This window comes from Microbacterium sp. C-MGS6 (genome assembly GCF_058140415.1).
The window spans coordinates 1,218,636-1,240,628 of record NZ_CM176934.1; the positions used below are offsets into that span (position 1 = coordinate 1,218,636).

A 21,993-nucleotide genomic window follows, 5' to 3' on the forward strand; every position below is an offset into this window, starting at 1 on the left:
CGGTGACGGTCTTCCGTCACCGCCTCGTCGGGTGCTTCCGTCCTGCCTGTTCGCGACCGCCCGAAAGCGACAGCGGATGCTCAGCTATATCCTCAGACGTCTTCTCCAGGTGATCCCCGTCTTCTTCGGGGCCACTCTGCTCATCTACTTCCTCGTCTTCGCGATGCCGGGAGACCCGATCCTCGCGCTGTTCGGCGACCGTACGCCCAGCGAGGCCCTCGTCAACGCGCTCCGCGAGGAGTACCACCTCAACGATCCGTTCCTGGTGCAGTACTGGTACTACATCACCGGTGTCTTCCAGGGTGATCTCGGCGTGACGTTCTCCGGCCGGCCGGTCTCCGACGTTCTCGTCGACACCCTGCCGGTCACGGGTCGTCTCGCGATCATGGCGATCGGCATCGAGTTCGCCCTCGCGATCTCCGTCGGAACCATCTCGGCGCTGCGCAAGGGGAAGCTCTTCGACACGACGGCCCTGCTCGTCGCGCTCGTGGCCCTCGCCATCCCGATCTTCGTGATGTGCTTCCTTGCGCAGTACTTCCTGGCGATCCAGTGGGGCTGGTTCAGCCCCACGGTCGGCTCCGACAACGACTGGGGCGGCCTGTGGCTCCCCGCGCTCGTCCTCGGGTTCAGCCTGTTCGCCGTCAGCATGCGCCTGATGCGCAGCTCGGTGATCGACACCCTCAACCAGGACTGGGTGCGCACGGCATACAGCAAGGGGCTCTCGCGGCGACGCGTCCTCCCCGTGCACGTGCTGCGCAACTCCCTCATCCCGGTCATCACCAACTCCGCCACGAACTTCGGTGTCCTTCTCGTCGGGGCCACCGTGACCGAGGGGATCTTCAACATCCCCGGTGTCGGCAACACGCTCTATCAGGCGGCGATCCGGGGCGAGGGACCGACCGTGGTCTCCTTCGTGACGGTGTTCGTCATCCTGTACGTGCTGGTGAACCTTGTCATCGACCTGCTCTACGGTCTGCTCGACCCGAGGATCCGCTATGTCTGACCCCACCACGCAGAAGCACTACGTCGCCCCGGTCGAGACCGAGACGATCTCCGTCGACGCCGTCCGCGTCGGCGAGAAGCCCAGCAACCTGTGGCGTGACGCCTGGCGGGACCTGCGCCGTCGTCCGCTGTTCTGGTTCGCCGTGTTCCTCGCCGCCGTGTTCGTGCTGATGTCGTTCTGGCCGACGCTGTTCACACAGGTCAATCCGCGCGTGTGCGAACTGACGTACAGCAACGAGGGCCCCACCGCGGGTCATCCGCTCGGCTACAACTTCCAGGGATGCGACATCTACGCGCGTGTCGTGTGGGGTGCGCAGACCTCGCTCGCCGTCGGACTGATCGCGACCGTGATCTCCGCGGTCCTCGGCCTGATCATGGGAGCGATCGCCGGTTTCTACGGCGGCTGGCTCGATGCCCTCCTCTCCCGCGTGGGCGACATCTTCTTCGCGATCCCGTACATCCTCGCCGCGCTCGTCGTGATGACGGTGCTGTCGGACTACCGGTCGGTGTGGACGCTCGCGCTCGCCATCGGCGGGTTCTCCTGGGCCTCGACGGCTCGCGTCGTGCGTGCCGAGATCCTGCGGGTGCGTCAGGCGGACTTCGTCATGGCATCGCGCGCCCTGGGGTTGTCGCAGTTCAAGACGCTGGTGACCCACGTCGTTCCCAACGGGATCGCACCGCTGCTGGTCGTGTCGACGCTCGGCCTCGCCGCCGCCATCGTGGCCGAGGCGACGCTGTCGTTCCTGGGCGTCGGGCTCGACGGCACCGTCGTCTCCTGGGGTAAGGACATCAGCCAGGCGCAGGCGGCTCTGCGCGTCGCTCCGATGTCCCTCATCTATCCGTCGATCGCGCTCACCCTCGCGGTGCTCGCTTTCGTGAGCCTCGGCGAGCTCATCCGAGACGCCATCGACCCGAAGGCGAGGGCTCGCCGATGAGCGACCGCAACACCCCACAGATCCCATTGCTGAGCGTGCGCGACCTCACCGTCGCGTTCCGCACGCAGGACGGGATGCGCGAGGTCCTGCACGGGATCACGTTCGATGTGATGCCCGGTGAGACCGTGGCCATCGTCGGCGAGTCCGGCTCGGGCAAGTCGACCACGGCGACCGCCATCGTCGACCTGCTCCCGGGCACGGGGACGATCACGGGCGGGTCCATCACGCTGGAGGGACGCCCGCTGACCGGGCTGAGCCGGCGCGACATGGAGGCGGTGCGCGGTCGAGACATCGGCTTCGTTCCGCAGGACCCGATGTCGAGCCTGAACCCCGTGTGGAGCATCGGCTTCCAGGTGAAGGAGGCCGTCCGCGCGAACGGCGTCGCCCAGGGGCGCGCCGCCGCGAAGGCGCGGACGATCGAGGTGCTGCAGCAGGCCGGGCTGGCGGATGCCGAGCGTCGCCTGCACCAGTATCCGCACCAGTTCTCCGGCGGTATGCGCCAGCGGGCGCTGATCGGGATCGGTCTCGCGGCCGACCCGAAGCTCCTCATCGCCGACGAGCCGACCTCGGCTCTCGACGTGACGGTGCAGCGGGTCATCCTCGACCACATGGCGTCGCTCACGCGCGATAAGGGCACCTCGGTGCTGCTGATCACGCACGACCTGGGACTCGCGGCCGAACGCGCCGAGAAGATCATCGTCATGAACGGCGGCAACATCGTCGAGGCGGGCCCCAGCCGGCAGATCCTGGAGAACCCGCAGCACCCGTACACGAAGCGACTGGTCGCTGCGGCGCCCAGCGTCGCCTCGCAGCGGATCCAGGCGGTGGTGGAGGACCGGGGCATCGAGACGCTCGACGACCTGGCCGACATCCCGCCGACGGTCCGCGTGGCCGGGCTGACCAAGGACTACAAGATCCGGCAGGGCAACTTCCGCAGCGAGGCGTTCCGGGCGGTGGACGACGTGTCGTTCGAGATCCCGCGCGGAAAGACGCTGGCCCTCGTCGGCGAGTCGGGTTCGGGGAAGTCCACGGTCGCGAAGATGGTCCTCAAGCTGGAGGAGCCGACGAGCGGGACGATCGAGATCGACGGGCAGGACGTGTCCCACCTGTCGAACGCGCAGTCGTTCGGACTCCGCCGGCGCATGCAGCCGGTGTTCCAGGACCCCTATGGGTCCCTGGATCCGCTGCGGAACATCGGCAACACCATCGCGGAGCCGCTGCAGATCCACGGCGTCGGCGACCGGGCCTCGCATCGCGCCCGTGTGGAGGAGCTCCTGGAGCAGGTCGCCCTGCCGCAGGCGCTGGCCACGCGCTATCCGAACGAGCTCTCCGGCGGACAGCGTCAGCGCGTCGCGATCGCGCGTGCGCTGGCACTCAAGCCCGACATCATCGTCCTCGACGAGGCGGTGTCGGCGCTCGACGTGCTCGTACAGGATCAGATCCTGAAGCTCCTCGCCGACCTGCAGTCCGAGCTCGACCTCACCTACCTCTTCATCACGCACGACCTCGCGGTCGTGCGGGTCTCCAGTGACCTGGTCTGCGTCATGGAGAAGGGCAAGGTGGTCGAGCAGGGGACGGTCGACGAGATCTTCGCGGACCCGCAGGAGGAGTACACGGATCGTCTGCTGCAGGCGATCCCGGGTGCGTCGATCCCGCTCGGCGGCCTCTGAGGTGGCGTCTCCCGGACACCCCGAGGGCGCACGGACCTTCCGTGCGCCCTCGGGCACCGTCGTCTTCGTGCTCAGCATCCTGCTCGTGCTGTTCCTGCTGGGCGACACCGTCGTCAACGGCAGCATCGTGCAGGCGCTGCTCGTGGCGCCCTGGCTGCTGCTCGGCCTGTGGATCGTGTACGAGACGGCCTTCGTCTCCTTCGTCCGCGTGGATCAGGAGGGGGCCGTGGTGCAGAACCTGCTGCGTCGCACGACCTTCGGCTGGGCGCACGTGCAGGACATCGACATGCGGTGGCAGCTCGAGTTCGCGCTGGACGACGGCCGTACCCTGAGCTGCTGGGGCGGACCGGCCAAGGCGCGTCCGCCTCGTCGCTCCCGCGAGGAGGACGCCGAGCCGGAGGTGCCGTCCGCGCTCCGGGTGCTCACGGGCATCCGCGATCTGTGGACCGCGGCTCCCTCGACGGCGGACGCGCCGATCCGACGCAGCTGGGACGGCCCGGCCCTCATCGCCCTCGCGGTGATCGTGCTGTGGGCCGTCGCGGCGCTCGTCGTCGTCAACCTCGGCTGAGCGGGCCTCAGCCGGGAAGACCGAACAGGGCGGGCCAGGTGGCCGCGGCCCAGGGGTAGCCGACGAAGGCCGCCGCGTCGATGAGGAAGTGCGCCACCAGGAACGGCAGTAGCCGACCGGTGCGGTGGTAGAGCCATCCGAAGAGCAGCCCATCGCGAGGTTGCCGATGAAGGCGCCGGGCCCCTGATAGAGGTGGTACGTCGCGCGGAGCACCGAGGTCGAGACGATGATCGTCCATGGCGACCACCCCAGCTGCCGCAGGCGGGCGAACAGGTACCCGAGCACGACGAACTCCTCCTGCAGCGACGCGCGCGCGGCGGCGAGCAGCAGGATCGGCACGGTCCACCAATGGGCGTCGAGGCCCGCCGGGTTCACGGCGACGAAGAGTCCGAGGGCCCGGCCGCCGAAGTAGAGCGCCAGTCCCGGCACGCCGATCGCGAGGACGAGGAGCGCGCCGCGGCCGATGTCGGCCGCCACCCGTGTGCCGTCGAGTCCCAGCCGCTCCAGGTGGGGGCGGCGGCGCTGCCACAACAGGAAGCAGACGAGGAGCACAGGCACCAGCCCGAAGCCGATCGACAGCACCTGATAGATGAGGTCGAAGACCTCCCGGTCGCTGCGGGAGGGGTTGAGGGTGGCCGTCTGATCCGCGAGGGGCGTGTCGTCCGTGAGTCGATAGGCGAGCTGCACGATCGCGTAGATCGCGGACTGACCGAGACCCAGGGCCAGCACGATGGCGATCTCCCACCACAGCCGCCCTGAGCCTTCGCGCGGCTCGTCGCTCCGCCTCGGCGCGGTCGAGGACGTCTGCGGGACCGGGGGAGTCGGGTCGGGGAGGGTCACGGGACGATGGTACGACGTGCGTTCAGGAACCCGATCCGCGCGTACGTTATCCTGGAACGTCGGCTTCCCGGCGCAACCCCACACTCTTTGAGGACCCTTGTATGGCGCACGCCCTCCGCTCTGACCTCCGCAACGTCGCAATCGTCGCCCACGTCGACCACGGCAAGACCACGCTCGTCGACGCGATGCTCCGCCAGACGGGCTCCTTCGGCGACCACTCGCACGTGGAGGAGCGCGCGATGGACTCCAACGACCTGGAGCGCGAGAAGGGCATCACGATCCTCGCCAAGAACACGGCGATCACCTACAAGGGCAAGCACGCCGACGGCAAGGAGATCACGATCAACGTGATCGACACCCCCGGCCACGCCGACTTCGGTGGTGAGGTCGAGCGCGGCCTGTCGATGGTCGACGGCGTCGTGCTCCTCGTCGACGCGAGCGAGGGCCCGCTGCCGCAGACCCGCTTCGTGCTGCGCAAGGCGCTCGAGGCCAAGCTCCCCGTCATCCTCCTGGTCAACAAGACCGACCGTCCGGACGCCCGGATCGCCGAGGTCGAGGAGGAGGCGCACGACCTGCTGCTGGGCCTCGCCTCCGACCTCGTCGACGACGTCCCGGACCTCGACGTCGACGCGCTGCTCGACGTGCCGGTGGTCTACGCCTCCGGTCGCGCCGGCGCTGCATCGCGGAACCGTCCCGCCGATGGAGCGCTGCCCGACAACGACGACCTCGAGCCCCTGTTCGAAGCGATCCTCGAGCACGTCCCCGCTCCGGCGTACGACGACGAGGCTCCGCTGCAGGCCTGGGTCACGAACCTCGACTCCAGCCCGTTCCTCGGCCGCCTCGCCCTGCTGCGCGTCTTCAACGGCACGCTCAAGAAGGGCCAGACGGTGGCCTGGGTGCGTGCCGACGGCACCACGAGCAACGCGCGCGTCACCGAGCTGCTCAAGACCCGCGCTCTCGAGCGCTACCCGGCCGAGTCGGCCGGCCCCGGCGACATCGTCGCGATCGCCGGTTTCGAGAACATCACCATCGGCGAGACCATCGCCGACCCGGAGGACGTCCGCCCGCTTCCCGCGATCACGGTCGACGACCCCGCCATCTCGATGACGATCGGCACCAACACCTCGCCCCTCATGGGCAAGGTCAAGGGGCACAAGCTCACGGCGCGCATGGTCAAGGACCGTCTCGACAAGGAGCTCATCGGAAACGTCTCGCTCAAGGTCGTCGACATCGGGCGCCCGGATGCGTGGGAGGTGCAGGGCCGCGGCGAGCTGGCCCTCGCCATCCTCGTCGAGAACATGCGTCGTGAGGGCTTCGAGCTCACCGTGGGCAAGCCGCAGGTGGTCACCAAGAAGATCGACGGCAAGACCTATGAGCCGTTCGAGCACCTGACGATCGACACGCCGGAGGAGCACCTCGGCGCGATCACGCAGCTCCTCGCGAACCGCAAGGGCCGCATGGAGAACATGACCAACCACGGCACCGGCTGGGTGCGCATGGAGTTCATCGTCCCGTCGCGCGGTCTGATCGGCTTCCGCAGCGAGTTCCTCACCACGACCCGCGGCACCGGCATCGCGAACGCGATCTCGCACGGCTACGAGCCGTGGGCCGGTTCCATCACGACGCGCCAGAACGGCTCGATCGTCGCCGACCGCCAGGGTGTCGTCACCCCGTTCGCGATGATCGCCCTGCAGGAGCGCATGTCGTTCTTCGTGCAGCCCACGCAGGAGGTCTACGAGGGCATGGTCATCGGCGAGAACTCCCGCGCCGACGACATGGACGTGAACATCACCAAGGAGAAGAAGCTCACCAACATGCGTGCGGCCAGCTCCGACACGTTCGAGTCGATGACGCCCCCGCGCGTGCTGACCCTCGAGGAGAGCCTCGAGTTCGCCCGTGACGACGAATGCGTCGAGGTCACGCCCGAGGTCGTCCGCATCCGCAAGGTGATCCTCGACCAGACCGTCCGTGGTCGCGAGGCCTCGCGCCTCAAGCGTCAGGACGCGAACGCCTGATCGTCTCGCACTCCTCTCGAGAGGGCCCCACGCCGCCATCTGGCCGCGTGGGGCCCTCTCTCATGAAAATCCCAGGTGAGGGCTAGTTTTCGTTCAGGTTGATGGCGCAGACTCGTTCACTTGCGCCCGGGGCGAGCTCCCGATGAGTCCCCTGTAAGGGCGTACGACGACCCGAAAGTCACAGCCTTGCTTCAGAAGACCCGTGCGCTTCGGCGCGCCTCCGACGCGGCAGCCGCTCGCGCCACTGTCACCCGTACACCCCTGATCGCCCTCGGTGCCGCCACGGCCGCGCTCGTCGGCATCACCCTCAGCGTCGGCCTCGCCTCCGCCCCGGCAGCCGGGGCCGAGCGCTCCGACACCGCCTCTGCCGTCACGAGCCAGAACCTGGGCTCCGTGCCCCTCACCCGCATCGCCGACAAGGCCGTCATGACGGTCTCTGACGGAACCGACGCGGTCGCCGCGGCGAAGAGCCTGACCGCGGAGGTCGCCGAGTCGGGCCTCGACGTGAGCGCCGCGGCGCCCGTCGACACCACCGCGCTCGAAGACGACCTGGAGACCCTCGCCGACCGATCCACGCTCCCGCTGGTCCTGATCACCGTGACGGCCGAGCAGGCCGAGGCGGAGACCGAGAAGGTCGTGACCGCCACGGCTGACCTCCAGAAGGCCTTCACCGCCGCGCAGGAGAAGAAGGCGGCCGACGACGCCGCCCGCGCGGCCGAGGAGAAGGCGGCGGCTGCGGCGGCTGCACTCGCCTCCGCGAACACCCCGGACGGCGCTCGGGCCACGGCGCAGCAGATGATGGCGGACCGCTACGGCTGGGGTGGCGACCAGTTCTCCTGCCTGAACTCGCTGTGGAACAAGGAGTCCGGCTGGAACTACCAGGCGTACAACAACGACGGGGGAGCGACCGGCATCCCGCAGGCGCTGCCCGGCAGCAAGATGGCCACGGCGGGCGCCGACTGGCAGACGAACGCCGCCACCCAGATCGCCTGGGGCCTGAAGTACATCGCCGACGCCTACGGCACTCCGTGCAGCGCCTGGGGACACTCCCAGGCCATGAACTGGTACTGAGCCGCAGAGCCGGCTCCTCGCGGAGGATCTGCCCCTAGCCGTCACCCGACACGGGCGCTACCGTGTCAGGGAGACGGCTGGGGGCGTCGCGATTCCGAGGAGGAGTGGTGCTCGATCCCACCGTCTGGCTCGATGTCCCTCAGGAGGTCTCCACGGGCACGCTGCCCGGGTGGGAGCGGGTGGACGAGCTCGTCCGCGAGGCCCACGCCCGGTACGCGGACGAGGTGTCCGGCCGGGTGGCGGACTACATCCCCGTGCTCGCCGCGGTCGATCCGGAGCTCTTCGGGCTCGCGGTGATCGAGGTGGGCGGCGGCATCCACGACGCCGGAGACGCCCTGCACCCGTTCTCCATCCAGTCGATCTCGAAGATGTTCGTCTATGCGCTGGCCATCCAGGAGCACGGCCACGAGCGGGTCCGCGAGATCGTGGGTGTGAACAACACCGGGCTCGCCTTCAACTCGGTCGTGGCGCTGGAGCTCAACGACGGGCATCCGCGCAACCCGATGGTCAACGCCGGGGCGATCGCCACCACGGCGCTCATGCCGGGCGCCACGGCGGTGGAGCACTGGGAGCGTGTCCGCGAGGGGCTGTCCGCCTTCGCCGGACGGCCCCTGAGCCTGGACGGCGAGGTCTACGCGTCCGAGGCGGGGTCGAACGAGCGCAACCGGGCCCTGGGCTGGTTGCTGCGCAGCTACGGCCGGCTCGCCGGCGACCCCGATGAGATCGTCGACGTCTACACCCGGCAGTGCGCGCTGGCGGTCACCGCGCACGACCTCGCCGTCATGGGGGCCACGCTCGCCGACGGCGGAGTGAACCCGGTGACGGGGGAGCGGGTGGTCTCCGCGGACGTCTGCCGTGACACGCTGGCCGTCGTCGCGGCGAGCGGGCTGTACGAGCGGTCGGGCGACTGGCTGTTCGAGATCGGTCTGCCCGCCAAGTCGGGTGTCGCCGGCGGCCTCGTCGCGGTCTCTCCTGGCAAGGGCGCCGTCGCCGGGTTCTCACCCCGCCTGGACGAGGCGGGCAACTCGATCCGGTCGCAGATGGCGATCGGACACCTGTCGCGGTCGCTCGGGCTGAACCTCTTCGCCTCCGCGCCCGCCCGTGAGCATGCCGGCGGGGCGGGCGCCTCGTCGTCGTCGGAAGGAGAGCGCTCATGACCCGCACGGCTCCCGCACCCGTGAAGACGTCCTGGCTGCCGATGGTCAGCCTGTTCCTCGCGCAGGTGCTCATGTCCTTCAACGTCGCGGCGCTGCCGATCTCGCTCGGCGGCATGGTGGCCGACTTCGGCGTACCGCCGACCATCGCGAGCACGACGATCGTGATGTACGGCCTCGCCGTCGCCGCGCTCGTGATGACCGGTGCCAAACTCGGGCAGCGCGTCGGCTGGGTGCTGATCTTCCGCGTCGTCGTCGCGCTCTTCGCCGGGTCCGCCGTGATGATGCTCCTCGCCCCGACCGTCTGGTGGGCCATCGCCGGGCAGGCTGTCGCGGGTGCGGCCGCCGCGATCATCGTCCCCTCGATCGTGGCCCTGATCGCCGAGAACTACCGGGGACCGCAGCAGGCCACCGCGATCGGAGCGATCGGCTCGGCACGCGCGATCTCCGGCGTCAGCGCCTTCCTCATCGGAGGGACGCTCGGCACCCTCGTCGGGTGGCGTCCGCTGTTCGTCATCGTGCTGGCGATCGCCGTGGCGGTCTTCGCCCTGAGCTTCACGCTGCGCGGCGACCGCGGGGACGCGGCGATCCGCATCGATCTCGTCGCCGCCCTCCTCATCGGCGCGGCGATCGTGCTGCTCACCCTCGGGTTCAACAACCTGAACAGCTGGGGAGCACTCGCGGCGGCGCCGTCCGCGCCGTTCTCCGTCCTCGGACTCTCGCCCGCCCCGATCTTCATCGTCCTGGGCATCATCCTGGGCCAGGGGTTCTTCCTGTGGACCCGGCGGCGGATGGCCGAGGGGAAGGTGCCGCTGATCGACCTGACCGTGCTGGGCTCGTCGCGGGAGCGCGCCGCGGTGTACGCCATGTTCATCGTCGTCGCCCTCGAGGCCTGCGTGAACTTCACGGTGCCGCTGTACATCCAGATCGTCCAGGGACGCACGCCGTTCGATACGGCCCTGGCGATGATGCCGTTCAACCTCACGGTGTTCATCACGGCGACGCTCGTCGTGCGCTTCTACAGGCGATACCCGCCGCGGACGATCGGCGTGTTCGGGTTCATCCTCACCACGGCGGCGCTCGTCTGGCTGTCGGTCGTGGTGACGAACAACTGGGAGACGGTGCCGACCATCGCCGGGCTCGTCGTGTTCGGCATCGGCCAGGGCGCCCTCGTCACCCTGGTGTTCAACGTACTGGTGACGGCGGCGCCGCCCGAGCTCGCCGGCGACGTCGGGTCGCTGCGCGGCACCACGCAGAACCTGGCCTCCGCCGTGGGGACCGCGCTCGCCGGGGCGCTGCTGGTGTCCCTGCTCGCGCTCAACGTCGGCCGCGCGGTCGTGGAGCATCCCGAGCTGCCGCCGTCGCTGGTGTCGCAGGTCGATCTGAACGAGGTGAACTTCATCAGCAACGACGAACTGCGCGCGGTGCTGGAGACCACGGACGCGACGCCGGAACAGGTCGACGCCGCGGTCGCCGTGAACGAGGAGTCGCGGCTGCGCACGCTGAAACTCGGCCTTCTGATCCTCGCCGCGGTGAGCGCGCTCGCGATCCTGCCCGCGTCGCGCCTGCCGCAGTACCGACCGCACGAGATCCCCGACCCGTCGCCGACGGGCCCGGGGGAGTGAACCTCAGCGCAGCTCGGAGATGAGGACGGCGCTCGTGCCGGGCTCGACCGCCTCGAAGACGTGCGCGACGTCGCCGGCATAGGTCAGGTAGTCGCCGGGGTTCAGCACCACGGCATCGTCGGGGGGACCGACCCGTGCCTGCCCGGCGATGAGGATCACGTGCTCGACCGTGCCCGCGTGGTGGGGGTCGGACCGGCGGGGGTCGCCGGGCTCCGCCTGGATCAGGTAGACGTCCCTCCGGGCACCCGGAGGGCTCGCGGAGAGCAGGGTGGCGCTGTAGGCCGCGGCGGAGGACGGCACGCCCGCGAGGTCGTCGGCGCGGATGAGGGTCGGGGCGTTGGCCTGCTGGTCGACGAGCACCGCGAAGGGCACGCCGAGCGCGACGCCCAGCGCCCACAGCGTCTCCACGCTCGGATTGCCGGCACCGCTCTCGAGCTGCGAGACCGTGGCCTTCGAGATCCCGGCCCGTCGGGCGAGTTCGGAGACGGACAGGTTCGCGGCCTCGCGCTCGCGGCGGAGCGTGCGGGCGATGCGGGTGCGGAGATCCTCCATGTGTTCATCATGGCAAACGATCGTTCGCTTGACTATACGGATCGCCATGTTCAGAATGATGATCGTGTGTTCAGTGAAGCGAACGTCGCGGTGGAGCGGGACCCGGTGACCGCTGAGCGTGAGGTGTGGCGCGAGGCGCTCGGTGTCGTGCTCGCCACGAGCGCCTACGGCATCTCCTTCGGCGCGCTCGCCGTCGCCGCGGGGCTCGACGTCTGGCAGACGTGCGTGCTCAGCCTCCTGATGTTCACCGGGGGATCGCAGTTCGCGTTCGTGGGGGTGTTCGCCGCCGGTGGCCTGGCCGCCCTGCCTTCGGCGATCGCATCGGCGGCACTCCTCGGCGTGCGCAACGTCGCCTACGGGATGCGCATGTCGCCGCTCATCGGGGGCGGGCCGGCACGGCGAGCGGCCGCCGCGCACTTCACCATCGACGAGTCCACCGCCGTGGCGATCGCGCAGGACGATCCGCGTCTGCGTCGCGTCGGATTCTGGGTCACGGGCGTCGGGATCTTCCTCGGCTGGAACCTCACCACGCTGGTCGGTGCGCTGGTCGGCGACGTGCTCGGCGACCCGAGGGCCTGGGGGCTGGATGCCGCGGCGGCTGCGGCCTTCCTCGCCCTGCTGTGGCCGCGTCTGCGTGAGCGGCAGGCCGTCGCCGTCGGGATCGCGGCCGCCGTGATCGCGGCAGCCCTCACCCCGTTCCTCATGCCGGGACTCCCGGTGCTCGTCGCCGCTGTGGTCGCGATCGTCGTCGGGTGGTTCAACTGGCTGGGGACACCGCGTCCCGCGAGCGCCGGCGAAGGCGAGGGGGGCGCATGAGCCTCTGGAGTGCCATCCTCCTCGCCGCCCTGATCTGCCTCGCGCTGAAGGCCGTGGGCTATCTCGTGCCGCCGAAGGTGCTCGAGGCGCCGCGCCCCGCCCGCATCTCCGACCTCCTCACCGTCGCGCTGCTCGCCGCCCTCGTCGCGGTGCAGTCCCTCGGTGACGGGCAGGCGATCACCGTGGACGCGCGCGTGCCCGCCCTGCTCGTCGCGGCGGCACTCCTCTGGCTGCGGCAGTCGTTCCTCGTGGTGGTGGCGTCCGCCGCCCTCGTCGCCGCGCTGCTGCGGCTGTCCGGTCTCGCCGCCTGAGCCGTCGTCTCGCCGGGCACGGCCCGGGTAGGATCGGGGGGTGCGCGGGAAGTGGTTGTCGAGGGTGCTGTCCTGGGTGGCCGCTGCCCTGGTGGGCGGGGTCTACGGCGTCGCGGGAACCATCGCGCACAGCGTCATGTGGGGGCCGATCCCGATCGGCCTGATCGTCGCCGCTGTCGCGTGTGCCGCGATCCTCATCGCCGTGCGGGCGCTCACCCACGACCGGGGGGCCGCGGTCGCCGCCGGTCTCGGGATGCTGGCCATGATCGTACTCATCTCGGGCGTCGGTCCCGGTGGCTCCGTCGTCGTGCAGGACACCCTCGCCGGGCGCATCTGGACCTATCTCGCCGCCGGCATCGTACTGCTCGTCATCGCGTGGCCGTCGTTCTCCCGGCAGCCGGTCCGCCCCGCCACGCCGTCCTCGGAGGAACCCGAGGTCCACGGGTCGTAGACTGAGGGGGTGACGTATGTGATCGCCCTCCCGTGCGTCGATGTCAAGGATCGCGCCTGCATCGACGAGTGCCCCGTTGACTGCATCTACGAGGGCGAACGGTCGCTCTACATCCACCCGGACGAGTGCGTGGACTGCGGGGCGTGCGAGCCGGTGTGCCCCGTCGAGGCGATCTACTACGAGGACGACCTCCCCGACGAGTGGCAGGACTACTACAAGGCCAACGTCGAGTTCTTCGACGAGATCGGCTCGCCCGGCGGCGCCGCCAAGGTCGGCGTGTACCCGTTCGACCACCCGATCATCGCCGCGCTCCCGCCGCAGGGCGAGTAGGCACGCTCCGTGAGCGTCCGCGACCTCGCCGACTACCCCTGGGACGCCGTGGTCCCCTACCGCGAGCGCGCCGCCCGGTACCCGGACGGTCTCGTCGACCTCTCCGTCGGCTCGCCGGTCGATCCCACGCCGGAGGTCGTCCGTCAGGCCCTCGCCGAGGCGACCGACGCCCACGCATATCCACAGACCGTCGGCACCCCCGCGCTCCGGGAGGCGATCGTCGACTGGTATGCCCGCCGCCGCGGCGTCCCGGACCTCCGGGTCGACAACGTGCTGCCGACGATCGGCTCCAAGGAGCTCGTCGCGCTCCTGCCCACGCTGCTGGGGCTCGGTGCCGGAGACATCGTCGTGCATCCCCGCGTCGCCTACCCGACGTACGAGGTCGGCGCGCGGGTGGCGGGGGCGACGCCCCTGGCGGCCGACGACCCGGCGGAGTGGCCGGAGGGCGCGAAGCTCATCTGGATCAACACCCCCGGCAACCCGGACGGCCGCACGTGGACCGTCGACGAGCTCGCCGTGGCCGTGCAGCGGGCGCGGGAGCTCGGCGCCGTGCTGGCGAGCGACGAGTGCTATGCCGAGCTCGGCTGGGACGGCCCCTGGGCGGACGAGCCCATCCCGTCCGTGCTCGACCCCCGGGTGACCGGCGGCACACGGGCGAACCTCCTCAGCGTCTATTCGTTGAGCAAGCAGTCCAACCTCGCGGGATACCGCGCGGCCTTCGTCGCCGGATGCGCCCGCGTGGTCGGCGAGCTCCTCACCGCGCGCAAGCATCTCGGCCTCATGCCGCCTGCGCCCGTCCAGCAGGCGATGGTCGTCGCCCTCGGTGACGAGGCGCACGTCGTGGCGCAGAAGGAGCTCTACCGTGAGCGGCGCGCCCTGCTGCTCCCCGCCGTCGAGGCGGCCGGCTTCCGCATCGACGGGTCGCAGGCCGGGCTCTATCTCTGGGCGACGGAGGGACGCGACGCCTGGGAGTCGATGGCGCGTCTCGCCGACCTCGGGATCCTCGCCGGACCAGGGCACTTCTACGGAGCGTCGTCCCCCGAGCATGTGCGGCTGTCGCTGACGGCGCCGACGGAACTCGTCGCCGAGGCGGCTCGGCGTCTGCGCGGAGCGGATCTGTAGGAACCCTCCCTGCTGTGCCGATCCCTTTGGCGGTTGTCACAGTAGGCCTGTGTGACGACTAGGCTGTAAAGGCGATTCGGTCGGCACCCGGCCAGGCGCTCAGCGCCCGAGAGATCGCCAGTTCCGGCTTGATCAAGAACTTGCTGACGCCCGCGACGCCGGGGCGATCAGACAGAAGGAGGAGGTCCGCGTGAGCGCTGCGGCAGACCAGACGGCGAAGCTGACGATCGGCGACACCACCGCCGAATTCCCCCTGGTCCGCGGCACCGCGGGCCACGACAGCATCGACTTCTCGACGCTGACCCGTCAGACCGGCCTCACGGGGCTCGACTACGGCTTCGTCAACACGGCCTCCACCAAGTCGGACATCACGTTCATCGACGGTGACAAGGGCATCCTGCGGTACCGCGGCTATCCGATCGAGCAGCTCGCCGGCAGCACCAGCTACCTCGAGGTCGCCTGGCTGCTCATCTACGGAGAGCTGCCGTCCGCCACGGAGCTGGCCGAGTTCGACGAGAAGATCCGTCGGCACACCCTGCTGCACGAAGACCTCAAGCGCTTCTTCTCCGCGCTGCCGCACACCGCGCACCCCATGTCGGTGCTGTCGTCCGCCGTCGCCGCTCTGTCGACGTACTACGAGGGCCAGACCGACCCGCACAACCCCGAGCACGTCGAGCTGAACACCATCCGCATGCTCGCCAAGCTCCCGGTGATCGCCGCCTACGCGCACAAGAAGAGCGTCGGCCAGGCGTTCCTCTACCCGGACAACTCGCTCGGCTTCGTGGAGAACTTCCTGAAGCTGAACTTCGGCGTGAACTCCGAGCCGTACGAGATCAACCCGACCATGGTGAAGGCCCTCGAACTGCTGCTCATCCTGCACGAGGACCACGAGCAGAACGCCTCGACCTCCACCGTCCGTCTCGTCGGCTCGACCGGTGCCAACCAGTTCGCCTCCGTCTCGGCCGGCATCCAGGCCCTGTCCGGACCCCTGCACGGCGGTGCGAACGAGGCCGTCCTCACCATGCTCGGGCAGATCCGCGACTCGGGTCAGAGCGTCTCCCGGTTCGTCGAGCGGGTGAAGAACAAGGAAGAGGGCGTGAAGCTGATGGGCTTCGGGCACCGGGTCTACAAGAACTACGACCCGCGCGCCAAGCTCGTCAAGGAGGCCGCAGACGAGGTGCTGAGCTCGCTCGGCGTCACGGATCCGCTGCTGGACCTCGCGAAGGAGCTCGAGGAGATCGCCCTCGCCGACGACTACTTCCGTGAGCGGCGCCTGTATCCGAACGTCGACTTCTACACCGGCGTGATCTACAAGGCGATGGGATTCCCCACGCGCATGTTCACCGTCCTCTTTGCGATCGGCCGTCTTCCCGGCTGGCTCGCCCAGTGGCGCGAGCTGCAGCTCGACCCGCAGACCAAGATCGGCCGCCCGCAGCAGCTCTACACCGGGTCGCCGGAGCGCGCCTTCCCGACGCGCTGAGCGCTGCGCCGCAGACGCTGAAGGCCCCCTCGCACCGGAGTGCGAGGGGGCCTTCGCTGTTGTCAGGCACGAGCCGGGATCAGCGTCCCTGGGCTCCACGCGTGCCCTGACGGCCCTGGCCGCCCTGACGCTGCGAGCCCGACGCGCCGCCCTGGCCCGCGGCGCGGGGACGACGACGGCGGCGGGACGGCGGGGTGGTCGCGGTGCTTCTCTCGCCACCCGCCGGCCGCTGCTTCGCGGAGCGCTGCTGCTGCGGCTGCGGGGGCGCGGGCCGCACGTGCGGTGCCCGCTCCGGGACGAGCTCGGTGACGGCGTCGGTGGTGAGGTTCTCCAGCGGTGCCGTGATCGCGGCCTTGCGCAGCAGATCCTTCACGTCGCGGCGCTGCTCGGGCAGGACGACGGTGACGACGGTGCCGGCCGCGCCGGCCCGAGCCGTGCGTCCGGAACGGTGCAGGTACGCCTTGTGCTCGACGGGCGGGTCGACATGGACGACGAGGTCGACGTTGTCGACGTGCACACCGCGGGCCGCGACGTCGGTCGCGACGAGGACGCGGACGCCGCCGTCCTCAGGAGCGGCGGAGAAGGCGCCGAGGTTGCGCTCGCGCGCGTTCTGGGACAGGTTGCCGTGCAGGTCGACGGCCGGGATGCCGGCGGCGGTGAGCTGCTTGGCGAGCTTCTTCGCCTGGTGCTTGGTGCGCGTGAAGAGGATGCGGCGGCCCGTGCCGGAGGCGAGGTCGCGCACCAGCACGGTCTTGTTCTCCGGGGAGTCGACGACGAGCACCCGGTGGGTCATCTCGCCGACGGGCACGCTCGCCTCGTCGACCTCGTGGCTGACGGCGTTCGTGAGGAACCGGCGGGCGAGGGTGTCGATGCCGCGGTCCAGCGTCGCGCTGAACAGCAGGCGCTGACCGTCGGCGGGGGTCGCCGAGAGGATGCGGGTGACGCCGGGGAGGAAGCCGAGGTCGGCCATGTGGTCGGCCTCGTCCAGCACGGTGACCTCGATCGCGCTGAGACGCACGATCTGCTGCTTCATGAGGTCTTCCAGACGGCCGGGGCAGGCGACGACGATGTCGACGCCGCCCTGCAGCGCCTGCTCCTGCGGACGCTGGCTGACACCGCCGAACACGGTGGTGACGCGCAGCCCGACGGCCTCGGCCAGGGGGGCGACGGTCGCGGCGATCTGGGTGGCCAGCTCGCGGGTGGGGGCGAGCACGAGGCCGCGCGGCAGGCCGGAGCGGCGCTTGTGGCCGGACGCAGCCAGGCGGGCGACGAGCGGGAGCGCGAAGGCGATGGTCTTGCCGCTGCCCGTGCGTCCGCGGCCGAGGAGGTCACGGCCGGCGAGCGAATCGGGCAGGGTGTCGCGCTGGATGGCGAACGCCTCGGTCTTTCCGGAGGCGGCGAGAACGGTGGCGAGCTCGGCGGGAACGCCGAGATCGAGGAAGGAAGACATGCAGAGAACTCCGTCAGCGCACGAGAACGGCGCGGGATAGTGGGGTGAGGTGGGCGAAGACGCAGCGAGTGCGCGTCCGTTCGCCGTGCGAATGGCCAGTTCGGGCTGGAGAGGGGAGCGCAGGCGCTCGCTTCGGTCCTCGGAGACCCCTAGACGACGACGATGCTGACCGGCCGGCGGCGCGGGCAACGACCCCAGTCTACCAGCGGCGACCGGTCGAAGGCTGCAGGTGCGCTGTCAGGCGTGGAGCGCTTCGTTGAGCGTCACGCCGACGCCGGCCCGGCGGACGGCCTCGACGGCGCCCGTGAGGGAGTTGCGACGGAAGAGCAGGCCGTCCTCACCCGAGAGATCGGCGCCCTTGACGGTCTTCCGTCCGCCGTCGGCGGTCGCGGGGCCGTCGGCGAGGACGATCTTCGTGCCGGCGGTGACGTAGAGCCCGGCCTCCACGACGCAGTCGTCGCCGAGGGAGATGCCGATGCCGGCGTTCGCGCCGAGCAGCGTGCGGGCGCCGATCGACACACGGTGCGACCCGCCACCGGAGAGCGTGCCCATGATCGAGGCCCCGCCGCCGATGTCGCTGCCGTCGCCGACCACCACGCCCTGCGAGATACGACCCTCGACCATCGAGGCGCCGAGGGTTCCGGCGTTGAAGTTCACGAAGCCCTCGTGCATGACGGTGGTGCCCGGGGAGAGGTGGGCGCCCAGCCGCACGCGCGAGGCGTCGGCGATGCGCACCCCGGCGGGCTGCACGTAGTCGGTGAGGCGGGGGAACTTGTCCAGACCCTGGATCTGGATCCCGGCGCGCTGGAGCTGCGGGCGCAGGCGCGCCGCATCGGCGGGGAGCAGGGGGCCGGCATTGGTCCAGGCGACGTTCGGCAGATGACCGAAGATGCCGTCCAGGTTGAGGGCGTTCGGCCGCACGAGCAGGTGCGACAGGGCGTGCAGGCGCAGATAGGCGTCCGCCGTGGAGGCCGGAGCCGCGTCCAGATCGATCGTGAGCTCGACGACCGCGATGGTCACGTCGCGCCGCTCGTCCTGGCCCGTCTGCGCGTCGAGCGCGGTGCGGGCGGTGGCGACCTGGTCCGCGGACGGCGCGGACGAGCGGACCTCCGGGTACCACGCGTCGAGGACCGTGCCGTCGCTCGCGGTGGTCGTCAGGCCCAGTCCCCAGACAGATCGTGCGTCGCTCATGCCTCCACGGTATCGCGCCGACGACGGTGTCCCGTCCCGCATGACGGGCATCAGTAGGCTGGGGGCATGGTGCTCGATCTGACCGCGTCCTCCGCCGACATCACCCGCGCGATCTGCGACGTCCCGAGCGTCTCCGGCGATGAGAAGACCCTGGCCGACCTGATCGAGGAGGCCGTGTCCGGTCTGCCGCACCTGGAGGTCATCCGCCACGGCAACACGGTGGTCGCCCGCACGGATCTCGGCCGAGCGCAGCGCGTGGCGATCGCCGGGCACATCGACACCGTGCCCCTCAACGACAACCTGCCCACGCGCGACGTCGAGATCGACGGCGTGCCGCATCTGTGGGGAAGGGGCACCGTCGACATGAAGGCCGGGGTCGCGGTGCAGCTCAAGCTCGCCGCCGAGCTCACCGACCCCGCGATCGACGTGACCTGGATGTGGTACGACAACGAGGAGGTCGCGGCCTCCCTGAACGGCCTCGGGCTTCTCGCCGCGGCACGGCCCGACCTGTTCCAGGCCGACTTCGCCATCCTCGGGGAGCCGTCGAACGGACAGGTCGAGGGTGGGTGCAACGGCACGCTGCGGGCGATCGTGCGGACCACCGGCGTCCGCGCGCACAGTGCCAGGGCCTGGATCGGCGAGAACGCGATCCATCGCGCGGCCCCCATCCTCACTCGGCTGTCCGAGTACCGGGCGCGCGAGGTGATGGTCGAGGGCCTGCTCTACCGGGAGGGGCTCAGCGCGGTCCGCATCGCAGGAGGGGTCGCGGGCAACGTCATCCCGGACGCCTGCGAGGTCGAGGTCAACTACCGCTTCGCGCCGAACAAGTCCGCGGCCGACGCCGAGGCCCACGTCCGGGCGGTCCTCGCCGGATTCGACGTCGAGATCACGGATGCCGCCGAGGGCGCGCGCCCCGGTCTGGACGCCGACATCGCGCGCCGCTTCGTCGCGGCCGTCGGCGCGGAGCCGCAGCCGAAGTACGGGTGGACCGACGTGGCCCGCTTCTCGGCCCTCGGCATCCCGGCCGTGAACTACGGGCCCGGTGACCCGCATCTCGCCCATCACGACGAGGAGCGCGTGCCGCTCGCCCAGATCGACGCCGTCGAGCGGGGTCTGCGCGCATGGCTCACGTCGCACTGACGCTCACGCGTCGCTGGGCGCGGATGCCGCTCGCCCTGCGCATCGGCATCGTCTACGTCCTCGCACGGGTCGTGACGACCGGATTCCTCATCGCCGCGGCCTCCCTGTCCACGGTGTTCTCCCGCTTCGGCGACGACGCCGGACTCGTCGACTTCGTCCTCGGATGGGATGCGCAGTGGTACTGGCAGGTGGCCGTGCACGGCTATCCCTCGGACCTCCCGCTGACCGACGACGGGCAGGTGGCCGAGAACGCCTGGGCGTTCATGCCGGTGTTCGCGTACGCCGCGAAGGCGTTGGGCTTCGTGCTCGGTTCCTGGGCGGCCGGCGCCCTCGTGCTCTCGCTCGGTGCCGGCTACCTGGCCTGTCTCGCCCTGCATCGGCTGCTCCGCGACCGCGTCGGGAACGCGGCCGCGTTGTGGGCCGTCGTCTTCTTCGCATCCGGTCCGCTCGCCGCCCTGTTCCAGGTCGGATACGCCGAGACGCTCTTCCTGCTGCTGCTGTTCCTCGCCCTGGACGCGACGATCCGGCGGAACTACGCCTGGCTGTACGTGCTGATCCCCGTTCTGGGGTTCACCCGTCCCGGCGTGCTCGCCTTCGCGCTGTACCTCGGCCTGCACGGGATCCTTCGCTGGAGGCACCGCCGCACCGATCCGCTGGGCGCCAGGGAAGTGGTGCACATCGTGGCACTCGGCGCGCTGGCGACGGCCACCGGATTCGCCTGGCAGCTGATCGCGGGCGTCGTGACCGGAGACCCCGGCGCCTACCTCGCCACGGAGCTCGCGTGGCGACGGCACTGGATCGTCGGCGGCGTCGAGGGCTTCGTGCCCTTCGAGGGATGGGTGCAGGCGTCGCACTTCTGGTTCGAGCTGTGGGGTCTGCCGTCGGGATGGGGGCCGGTCGCCCTCGTCGTGCTCGTGGTCGCCGCGGCCGCCGCGCTGCTGCGGTCCCCGCAGGTGCGCGCGCTCGGCCCGGATCTGCGTCTCTGGAGCGCGAGCTACCTGCTCTATCTACTCGCGGTGTTCTTCCCCCAGTCGAGCACCTTCCGCCTCTTGCTGCCGCTCAGCCCGGCGTGGGGAGCGGTCGCGGTACCGCGCTCCCGTGCCTGGCGGCTCGGCGTGCTCGCGCTGTGCCTGCTGGGTCAGTGGGTCTGGATCTATCACGTGTATGCCCTCGGCAGTACGTTCTGGCAGGTGCCCTGACGACGCGGCGACGCGGATTGTGTCCGGTGACGTCCACGGCGCGGCCGCACCCGATAAACTCGTCCCATACCACCGGAGGAAAGGGAGCCACGATGGCAGCGATGAAGCCGAGGACCGGAGACGGACCCATGGAGGCCGTGAAAGAGGGACGACTCATCATCGTGCGTGTTCCGCTCGAAGGAGGAGGCCGCCTGGTCGTCTCCGTGAACGACGCCGAGGCCAAGGAGCTTCACGACGTGCTCGGTGCCGTCGTGGCCCCGGCCTGATCGAATCTGGTCCGCTGCGGCGGAACCGAGAGGGCGATGGATCCGCGGATCCCTCGCCCTCTTCGCGTGAGCGGCGTCCGATCAGGCGCGGTCGTCGAGGCGGATCAGCTGCAGCAGACCCTCGCCCGCGGGGGAGACGGTCGCCAGCACCGCCGACGACTCCTGGGTCTCCTGCACGAGCGACCGGTAGGCGGATGTGATGTCGTCGCGCTGGACGGGGTCGGCCACGCGGCCCCCCGCGAGGATGCGGGGCACGAGCACCAGGCCGCCCGTGCGGGCGAGGCGGAGGCCGTGCGAGACGTACTCGATGACGTTCTCGGGGTCGGCGTCCACGAAGACGATGTCGTACGACGCCTCGTTCATCCGGGGGAGCACGTCGATCGCGCGACCGGCGATGAACCGGGCACGAGTGGCGGGCACCTTCGCGTCCGCGAACGCCTGGCGGGCGGCGGCGAGGTGCTCGGGCTCGTTGTCGATCGAGGTCAGCACCGCGGTCGGCGCACCGCGCAGCAGCCAGAGTCCGGAGACGCCGGCGCCGGTGCCGATCTCGACGATGGAGCGGGCGGTGCCTGCGGCGGCGAGCACGGCGATCTGCGAGCCGACGACCGCGCTGATCGGGGCGGCCCCCAGCTCGACGGCGTGGGCGCGAGCGCGGGCGATGGTCTCCGGCTCGACGATGGACTCCCGAAGGAAGCGCGCGTTGGCGTCGTGCTCGCTCATGACCTGCCTCTCCTGCGTGCATGGCTGATGTGTCCAGGGTATTCGCTCACCGCGCGCAGAGCCTGCAGGCGCGGCGGTAGCCTGG

21 protein-coding genes and 1 pseudogene are annotated in these 21,993 nt (G+C 70.3%); 17 read left to right on the top strand and 5 right to left on the bottom strand.

The window, feature by feature from the left end:
* The first annotated feature begins 76 nt into the window (after nucleotides 1–76).
* Genes AC3B5L_RS05875 through AC3B5L_RS05890 form a run of 4 tightly spaced genes read left to right on the top strand, consistent with a single transcriptional unit; the run spans nucleotide 77 to nucleotide 4,175 of the window.
* The gene (locus AC3B5L_RS05875; RefSeq protein WP_187663640.1) at nucleotides 77–1,003 is read left to right on the top strand and encodes an ABC transporter permease; all 927 of its coding nucleotides are present in this window, start codon (nucleotides 77–79) and stop codon (nucleotides 1,001–1,003) included.
* Nucleotides 996–1,937 carry an ABC transporter permease gene (locus AC3B5L_RS05880; protein ID WP_187663641.1) on the top strand — a complete coding sequence of 314 codons (942 nt, stop codon included), beginning with the start codon at nucleotides 996–998 and terminating at the stop codon, nucleotides 1,935–1,937. The genes AC3B5L_RS05875 and AC3B5L_RS05880 overlap by 8 nt, the downstream gene beginning before the upstream one ends.
* Nucleotides 1,934–3,607, top strand: a complete 1,674-nt coding sequence (locus tag AC3B5L_RS05885; RefSeq protein WP_259962744.1) for a dipeptide ABC transporter ATP-binding protein — start codon at nucleotides 1,934–1,936, stop codon at nucleotides 3,605–3,607. Before AC3B5L_RS05880 ends, AC3B5L_RS05885 begins: the two co-directional genes overlap by 4 nt.
* Before the next feature lies 1 nt (nucleotide 3,608).
* The gene (locus tag AC3B5L_RS05890) at nucleotides 3,609–4,175 is read left to right on the top strand and encodes a PH domain-containing protein (protein WP_259962745.1); all 567 of its coding nucleotides are present in this window, start codon (nucleotides 3,609–3,611) and stop codon (nucleotides 4,173–4,175) included.
* A gap of 7 nt (nucleotides 4,176–4,182) precedes the next feature.
* Here AC3B5L_RS05890 and AC3B5L_RS05895 read toward each other — a convergent pair.
* Nucleotides 4,183–5,015, bottom strand: a pseudogene (locus AC3B5L_RS05895) (CPBP family intramembrane glutamic endopeptidase).
* A gap of 101 nt (nucleotides 5,016–5,116) precedes the next feature.
* Between AC3B5L_RS05895 and typA the strand changes: the two are divergent.
* The 4 genes from typA (at nucleotide 5,117) to AC3B5L_RS05915 (ending at nucleotide 10,880) form a co-directional block, all read left to right on the top strand.
* A complete protein-coding gene (gene typA / locus AC3B5L_RS05900; protein WP_187663645.1) occupies nucleotides 5,117–7,030 on the top strand; it encodes a translational GTPase TypA in 1,914 nt (637 codons plus the stop codon).
* Between the two features lie 186 nt (nucleotides 7,031–7,216).
* Complete coding sequence (locus AC3B5L_RS05905) at nucleotides 7,217–8,101, top strand: aggregation-promoting factor C-terminal-like domain-containing protein (protein WP_268777755.1); 885 nt, start codon at nucleotides 7,217–7,219, stop codon at nucleotides 8,099–8,101.
* A gap of 107 nt (nucleotides 8,102–8,208) precedes the next feature.
* Nucleotides 8,209–9,258 carry a glutaminase A gene (glsA, locus tag AC3B5L_RS05910; protein WP_259962794.1) on the top strand — a complete coding sequence of 350 codons (1,050 nt, stop codon included), beginning with the start codon at nucleotides 8,209–8,211 and terminating at the stop codon, nucleotides 9,256–9,258.
* Nucleotides 9,255–10,880 (top strand): MFS transporter, encoded by a 1,626-nt coding sequence (locus AC3B5L_RS05915; protein ID WP_259962796.1) that lies wholly within the window; start codon nucleotides 9,255–9,257, stop codon nucleotides 10,878–10,880. The genes glsA and AC3B5L_RS05915 overlap by 4 nt, the downstream gene beginning before the upstream one ends.
* Nucleotides 10,881–10,883: 3 nt before the next feature.
* Here the strand turns inward: AC3B5L_RS05915 and AC3B5L_RS05920 are convergent, their stop codons facing one another.
* Nucleotides 10,884–11,432, bottom strand: coding sequence for a helix-turn-helix domain-containing protein (locus tag AC3B5L_RS05920; protein WP_187663649.1), 549 nt, complete (start codon nucleotides 11,430–11,432; stop codon nucleotides 10,884–10,886).
* 105 nt (nucleotides 11,433–11,537) lie between these two features.
* Here AC3B5L_RS05920 and AC3B5L_RS05925 point away from each other — a divergent pair, with 105 nt between their 5' ends.
* The 6 genes from AC3B5L_RS05925 (at nucleotide 11,538) to AC3B5L_RS05950 (ending at nucleotide 15,942) form a co-directional block, all read left to right on the top strand.
* Complete coding sequence (locus tag AC3B5L_RS05925; protein ID WP_259962807.1) at nucleotides 11,538–12,248, top strand: AzlC family ABC transporter permease; 711 nt, start codon at nucleotides 11,538–11,540, stop codon at nucleotides 12,246–12,248.
* Nucleotides 12,245–12,559 (top strand): AzlD domain-containing protein, encoded by a 315-nt coding sequence (locus tag AC3B5L_RS05930; protein WP_259962798.1) that lies wholly within the window; start codon nucleotides 12,245–12,247, stop codon nucleotides 12,557–12,559. Before AC3B5L_RS05925 ends, AC3B5L_RS05930 begins: the two co-directional genes overlap by 4 nt.
* A gap of 40 nt (nucleotides 12,560–12,599) precedes the next feature.
* Complete coding sequence (locus tag AC3B5L_RS05935) at nucleotides 12,600–13,010, top strand: histidinol dehydrogenase (RefSeq protein ID WP_259962800.1); 411 nt, start codon at nucleotides 12,600–12,602, stop codon at nucleotides 13,008–13,010.
* A 9-nt stretch (nucleotides 13,011–13,019) separates the two neighbouring features.
* Entirely contained in the window at nucleotides 13,020–13,340 is a 321-nt protein-coding gene (gene fdxA, locus AC3B5L_RS05940) for a ferredoxin (RefSeq protein WP_017203330.1), read from the top strand.
* A gap of 9 nt (nucleotides 13,341–13,349) precedes the next feature.
* Entirely contained in the window at nucleotides 13,350–14,462 is a 1,113-nt protein-coding gene (dapC, locus tag AC3B5L_RS05945; protein ID WP_259953086.1) for a succinyldiaminopimelate transaminase, read from the top strand.
* Nucleotides 14,463–14,652: 190 nt separating this feature from the next.
* Entirely contained in the window at nucleotides 14,653–15,942 is a 1,290-nt protein-coding gene (locus AC3B5L_RS05950) for a citrate synthase (RefSeq protein WP_259953090.1), read from the top strand.
* Between the two features lie 79 nt (nucleotides 15,943–16,021).
* On the opposite strand, the gene AC3B5L_RS05955 is transcribed toward AC3B5L_RS05950, so the two are convergent.
* Complete coding sequence (locus AC3B5L_RS05955) at nucleotides 16,022–17,392, bottom strand: DEAD/DEAH box helicase (RefSeq protein WP_311198660.1); 1,371 nt, start codon at nucleotides 17,390–17,392, stop codon at nucleotides 16,022–16,024.
* A gap of 237 nt (nucleotides 17,393–17,629) precedes the next feature.
* On the bottom strand, nucleotides 17,630–18,583 hold the full coding sequence (dapD, locus tag AC3B5L_RS05960) for a 2,3,4,5-tetrahydropyridine-2,6-dicarboxylate N-succinyltransferase (RefSeq protein WP_490096292.1): 954 nt from the start codon (nucleotides 18,581–18,583) through the stop codon (nucleotides 17,630–17,632).
* Between the two features lie 66 nt (nucleotides 18,584–18,649).
* Between dapD and dapE the strand changes: the two genes are divergently transcribed.
* The 3 genes from dapE (at nucleotide 18,650) to AC3B5L_RS05975 (ending at nucleotide 21,188) form a co-directional block, all read left to right on the top strand.
* Nucleotides 18,650–19,723: a succinyl-diaminopimelate desuccinylase gene (gene dapE / locus AC3B5L_RS05965; RefSeq protein WP_187663654.1), complete on the top strand. Its 1,074-nt coding sequence runs from the start codon at nucleotides 18,650–18,652 to the stop codon at nucleotides 19,721–19,723.
* A complete protein-coding gene (locus tag AC3B5L_RS05970) occupies nucleotides 19,705–20,922 on the top strand; it encodes a hypothetical protein (protein WP_268777751.1) in 1,218 nt (405 codons plus the stop codon). Before dapE ends, AC3B5L_RS05970 begins: the two co-directional genes overlap by 19 nt.
* Before the next feature lie 92 nt (nucleotides 20,923–21,014).
* Nucleotides 21,015–21,188, top strand: a complete 174-nt coding sequence (locus AC3B5L_RS05975; protein ID WP_071328210.1) for a DUF3117 domain-containing protein — start codon at nucleotides 21,015–21,017, stop codon at nucleotides 21,186–21,188.
* A gap of 81 nt (nucleotides 21,189–21,269) precedes the next feature.
* On the opposite strand, the gene AC3B5L_RS05980 is transcribed toward AC3B5L_RS05975, so the two are convergent.
* On the bottom strand, nucleotides 21,270–21,908 hold the full coding sequence (locus tag AC3B5L_RS05980) for an O-methyltransferase (protein ID WP_268777750.1): 639 nt from the start codon (nucleotides 21,906–21,908) through the stop codon (nucleotides 21,270–21,272).
* Between the last annotated feature and the right edge of the window lie 85 nt (nucleotides 21,909–21,993).

What these genes read in the sequence shown, in the direction of transcription:
- dapE (WP_187663654.1), top strand. Translation starts at nt 18,650, where the DNA reads ATGGTGCTCGATCTGACCGCGTCCTCCGCCGACATCACCCGCGCGATC.
- AC3B5L_RS05930 (WP_259962798.1), top strand. Translation starts at nt 12,245, where the DNA reads ATGAGCCTCTGGAGTGCCATCCTCCTCGCCGCCCTGATCTGCCTCGCG.
- dapD (WP_490096292.1), bottom strand. Translation starts at nt 18,583, where the DNA reads ATGAGCGACGCACGATCTGTCTGGGGACTGGGCCTGACGACCACCGCG.
- AC3B5L_RS05980 (WP_268777750.1), bottom strand. Translation starts at nt 21,908, where the DNA reads ATGAGCGAGCACGACGCCAACGCGCGCTTCCTTCGGGAGTCCATCGTC.
- AC3B5L_RS05920 (WP_187663649.1), bottom strand. Translation starts at nt 11,432, where the DNA reads ATGGAGGATCTCCGCACCCGCATCGCCCGCACGCTCCGCCGCGAGCGC.
- AC3B5L_RS05875 (WP_187663640.1), top strand. Translation starts at nt 77, where the DNA reads ATGCTCAGCTATATCCTCAGACGTCTTCTCCAGGTGATCCCCGTCTTC.
- AC3B5L_RS05975 (WP_071328210.1), top strand. Translation starts at nt 21,015, where the DNA reads ATGGCAGCGATGAAGCCGAGGACCGGAGACGGACCCATGGAGGCCGTG.
- AC3B5L_RS05885 (WP_259962744.1), top strand. Translation starts at nt 1,934, where the DNA reads ATGAGCGACCGCAACACCCCACAGATCCCATTGCTGAGCGTGCGCGAC.
- AC3B5L_RS05915 (WP_259962796.1), top strand. Translation starts at nt 9,255, where the DNA reads ATGACCCGCACGGCTCCCGCACCCGTGAAGACGTCCTGGCTGCCGATG.
- AC3B5L_RS05880 (WP_187663641.1), top strand. Translation starts at nt 996, where the DNA reads ATGTCTGACCCCACCACGCAGAAGCACTACGTCGCCCCGGTCGAGACC.
- typA (WP_187663645.1), top strand. Translation starts at nt 5,117, where the DNA reads ATGGCGCACGCCCTCCGCTCTGACCTCCGCAACGTCGCAATCGTCGCC.
- AC3B5L_RS05970 (WP_268777751.1), top strand. Translation starts at nt 19,705, where the DNA reads ATGGCTCACGTCGCACTGACGCTCACGCGTCGCTGGGCGCGGATGCCG.
- AC3B5L_RS05955 (WP_311198660.1), bottom strand. Translation starts at nt 17,392, where the DNA reads ATGTCTTCCTTCCTCGATCTCGGCGTTCCCGCCGAGCTCGCCACCGTT.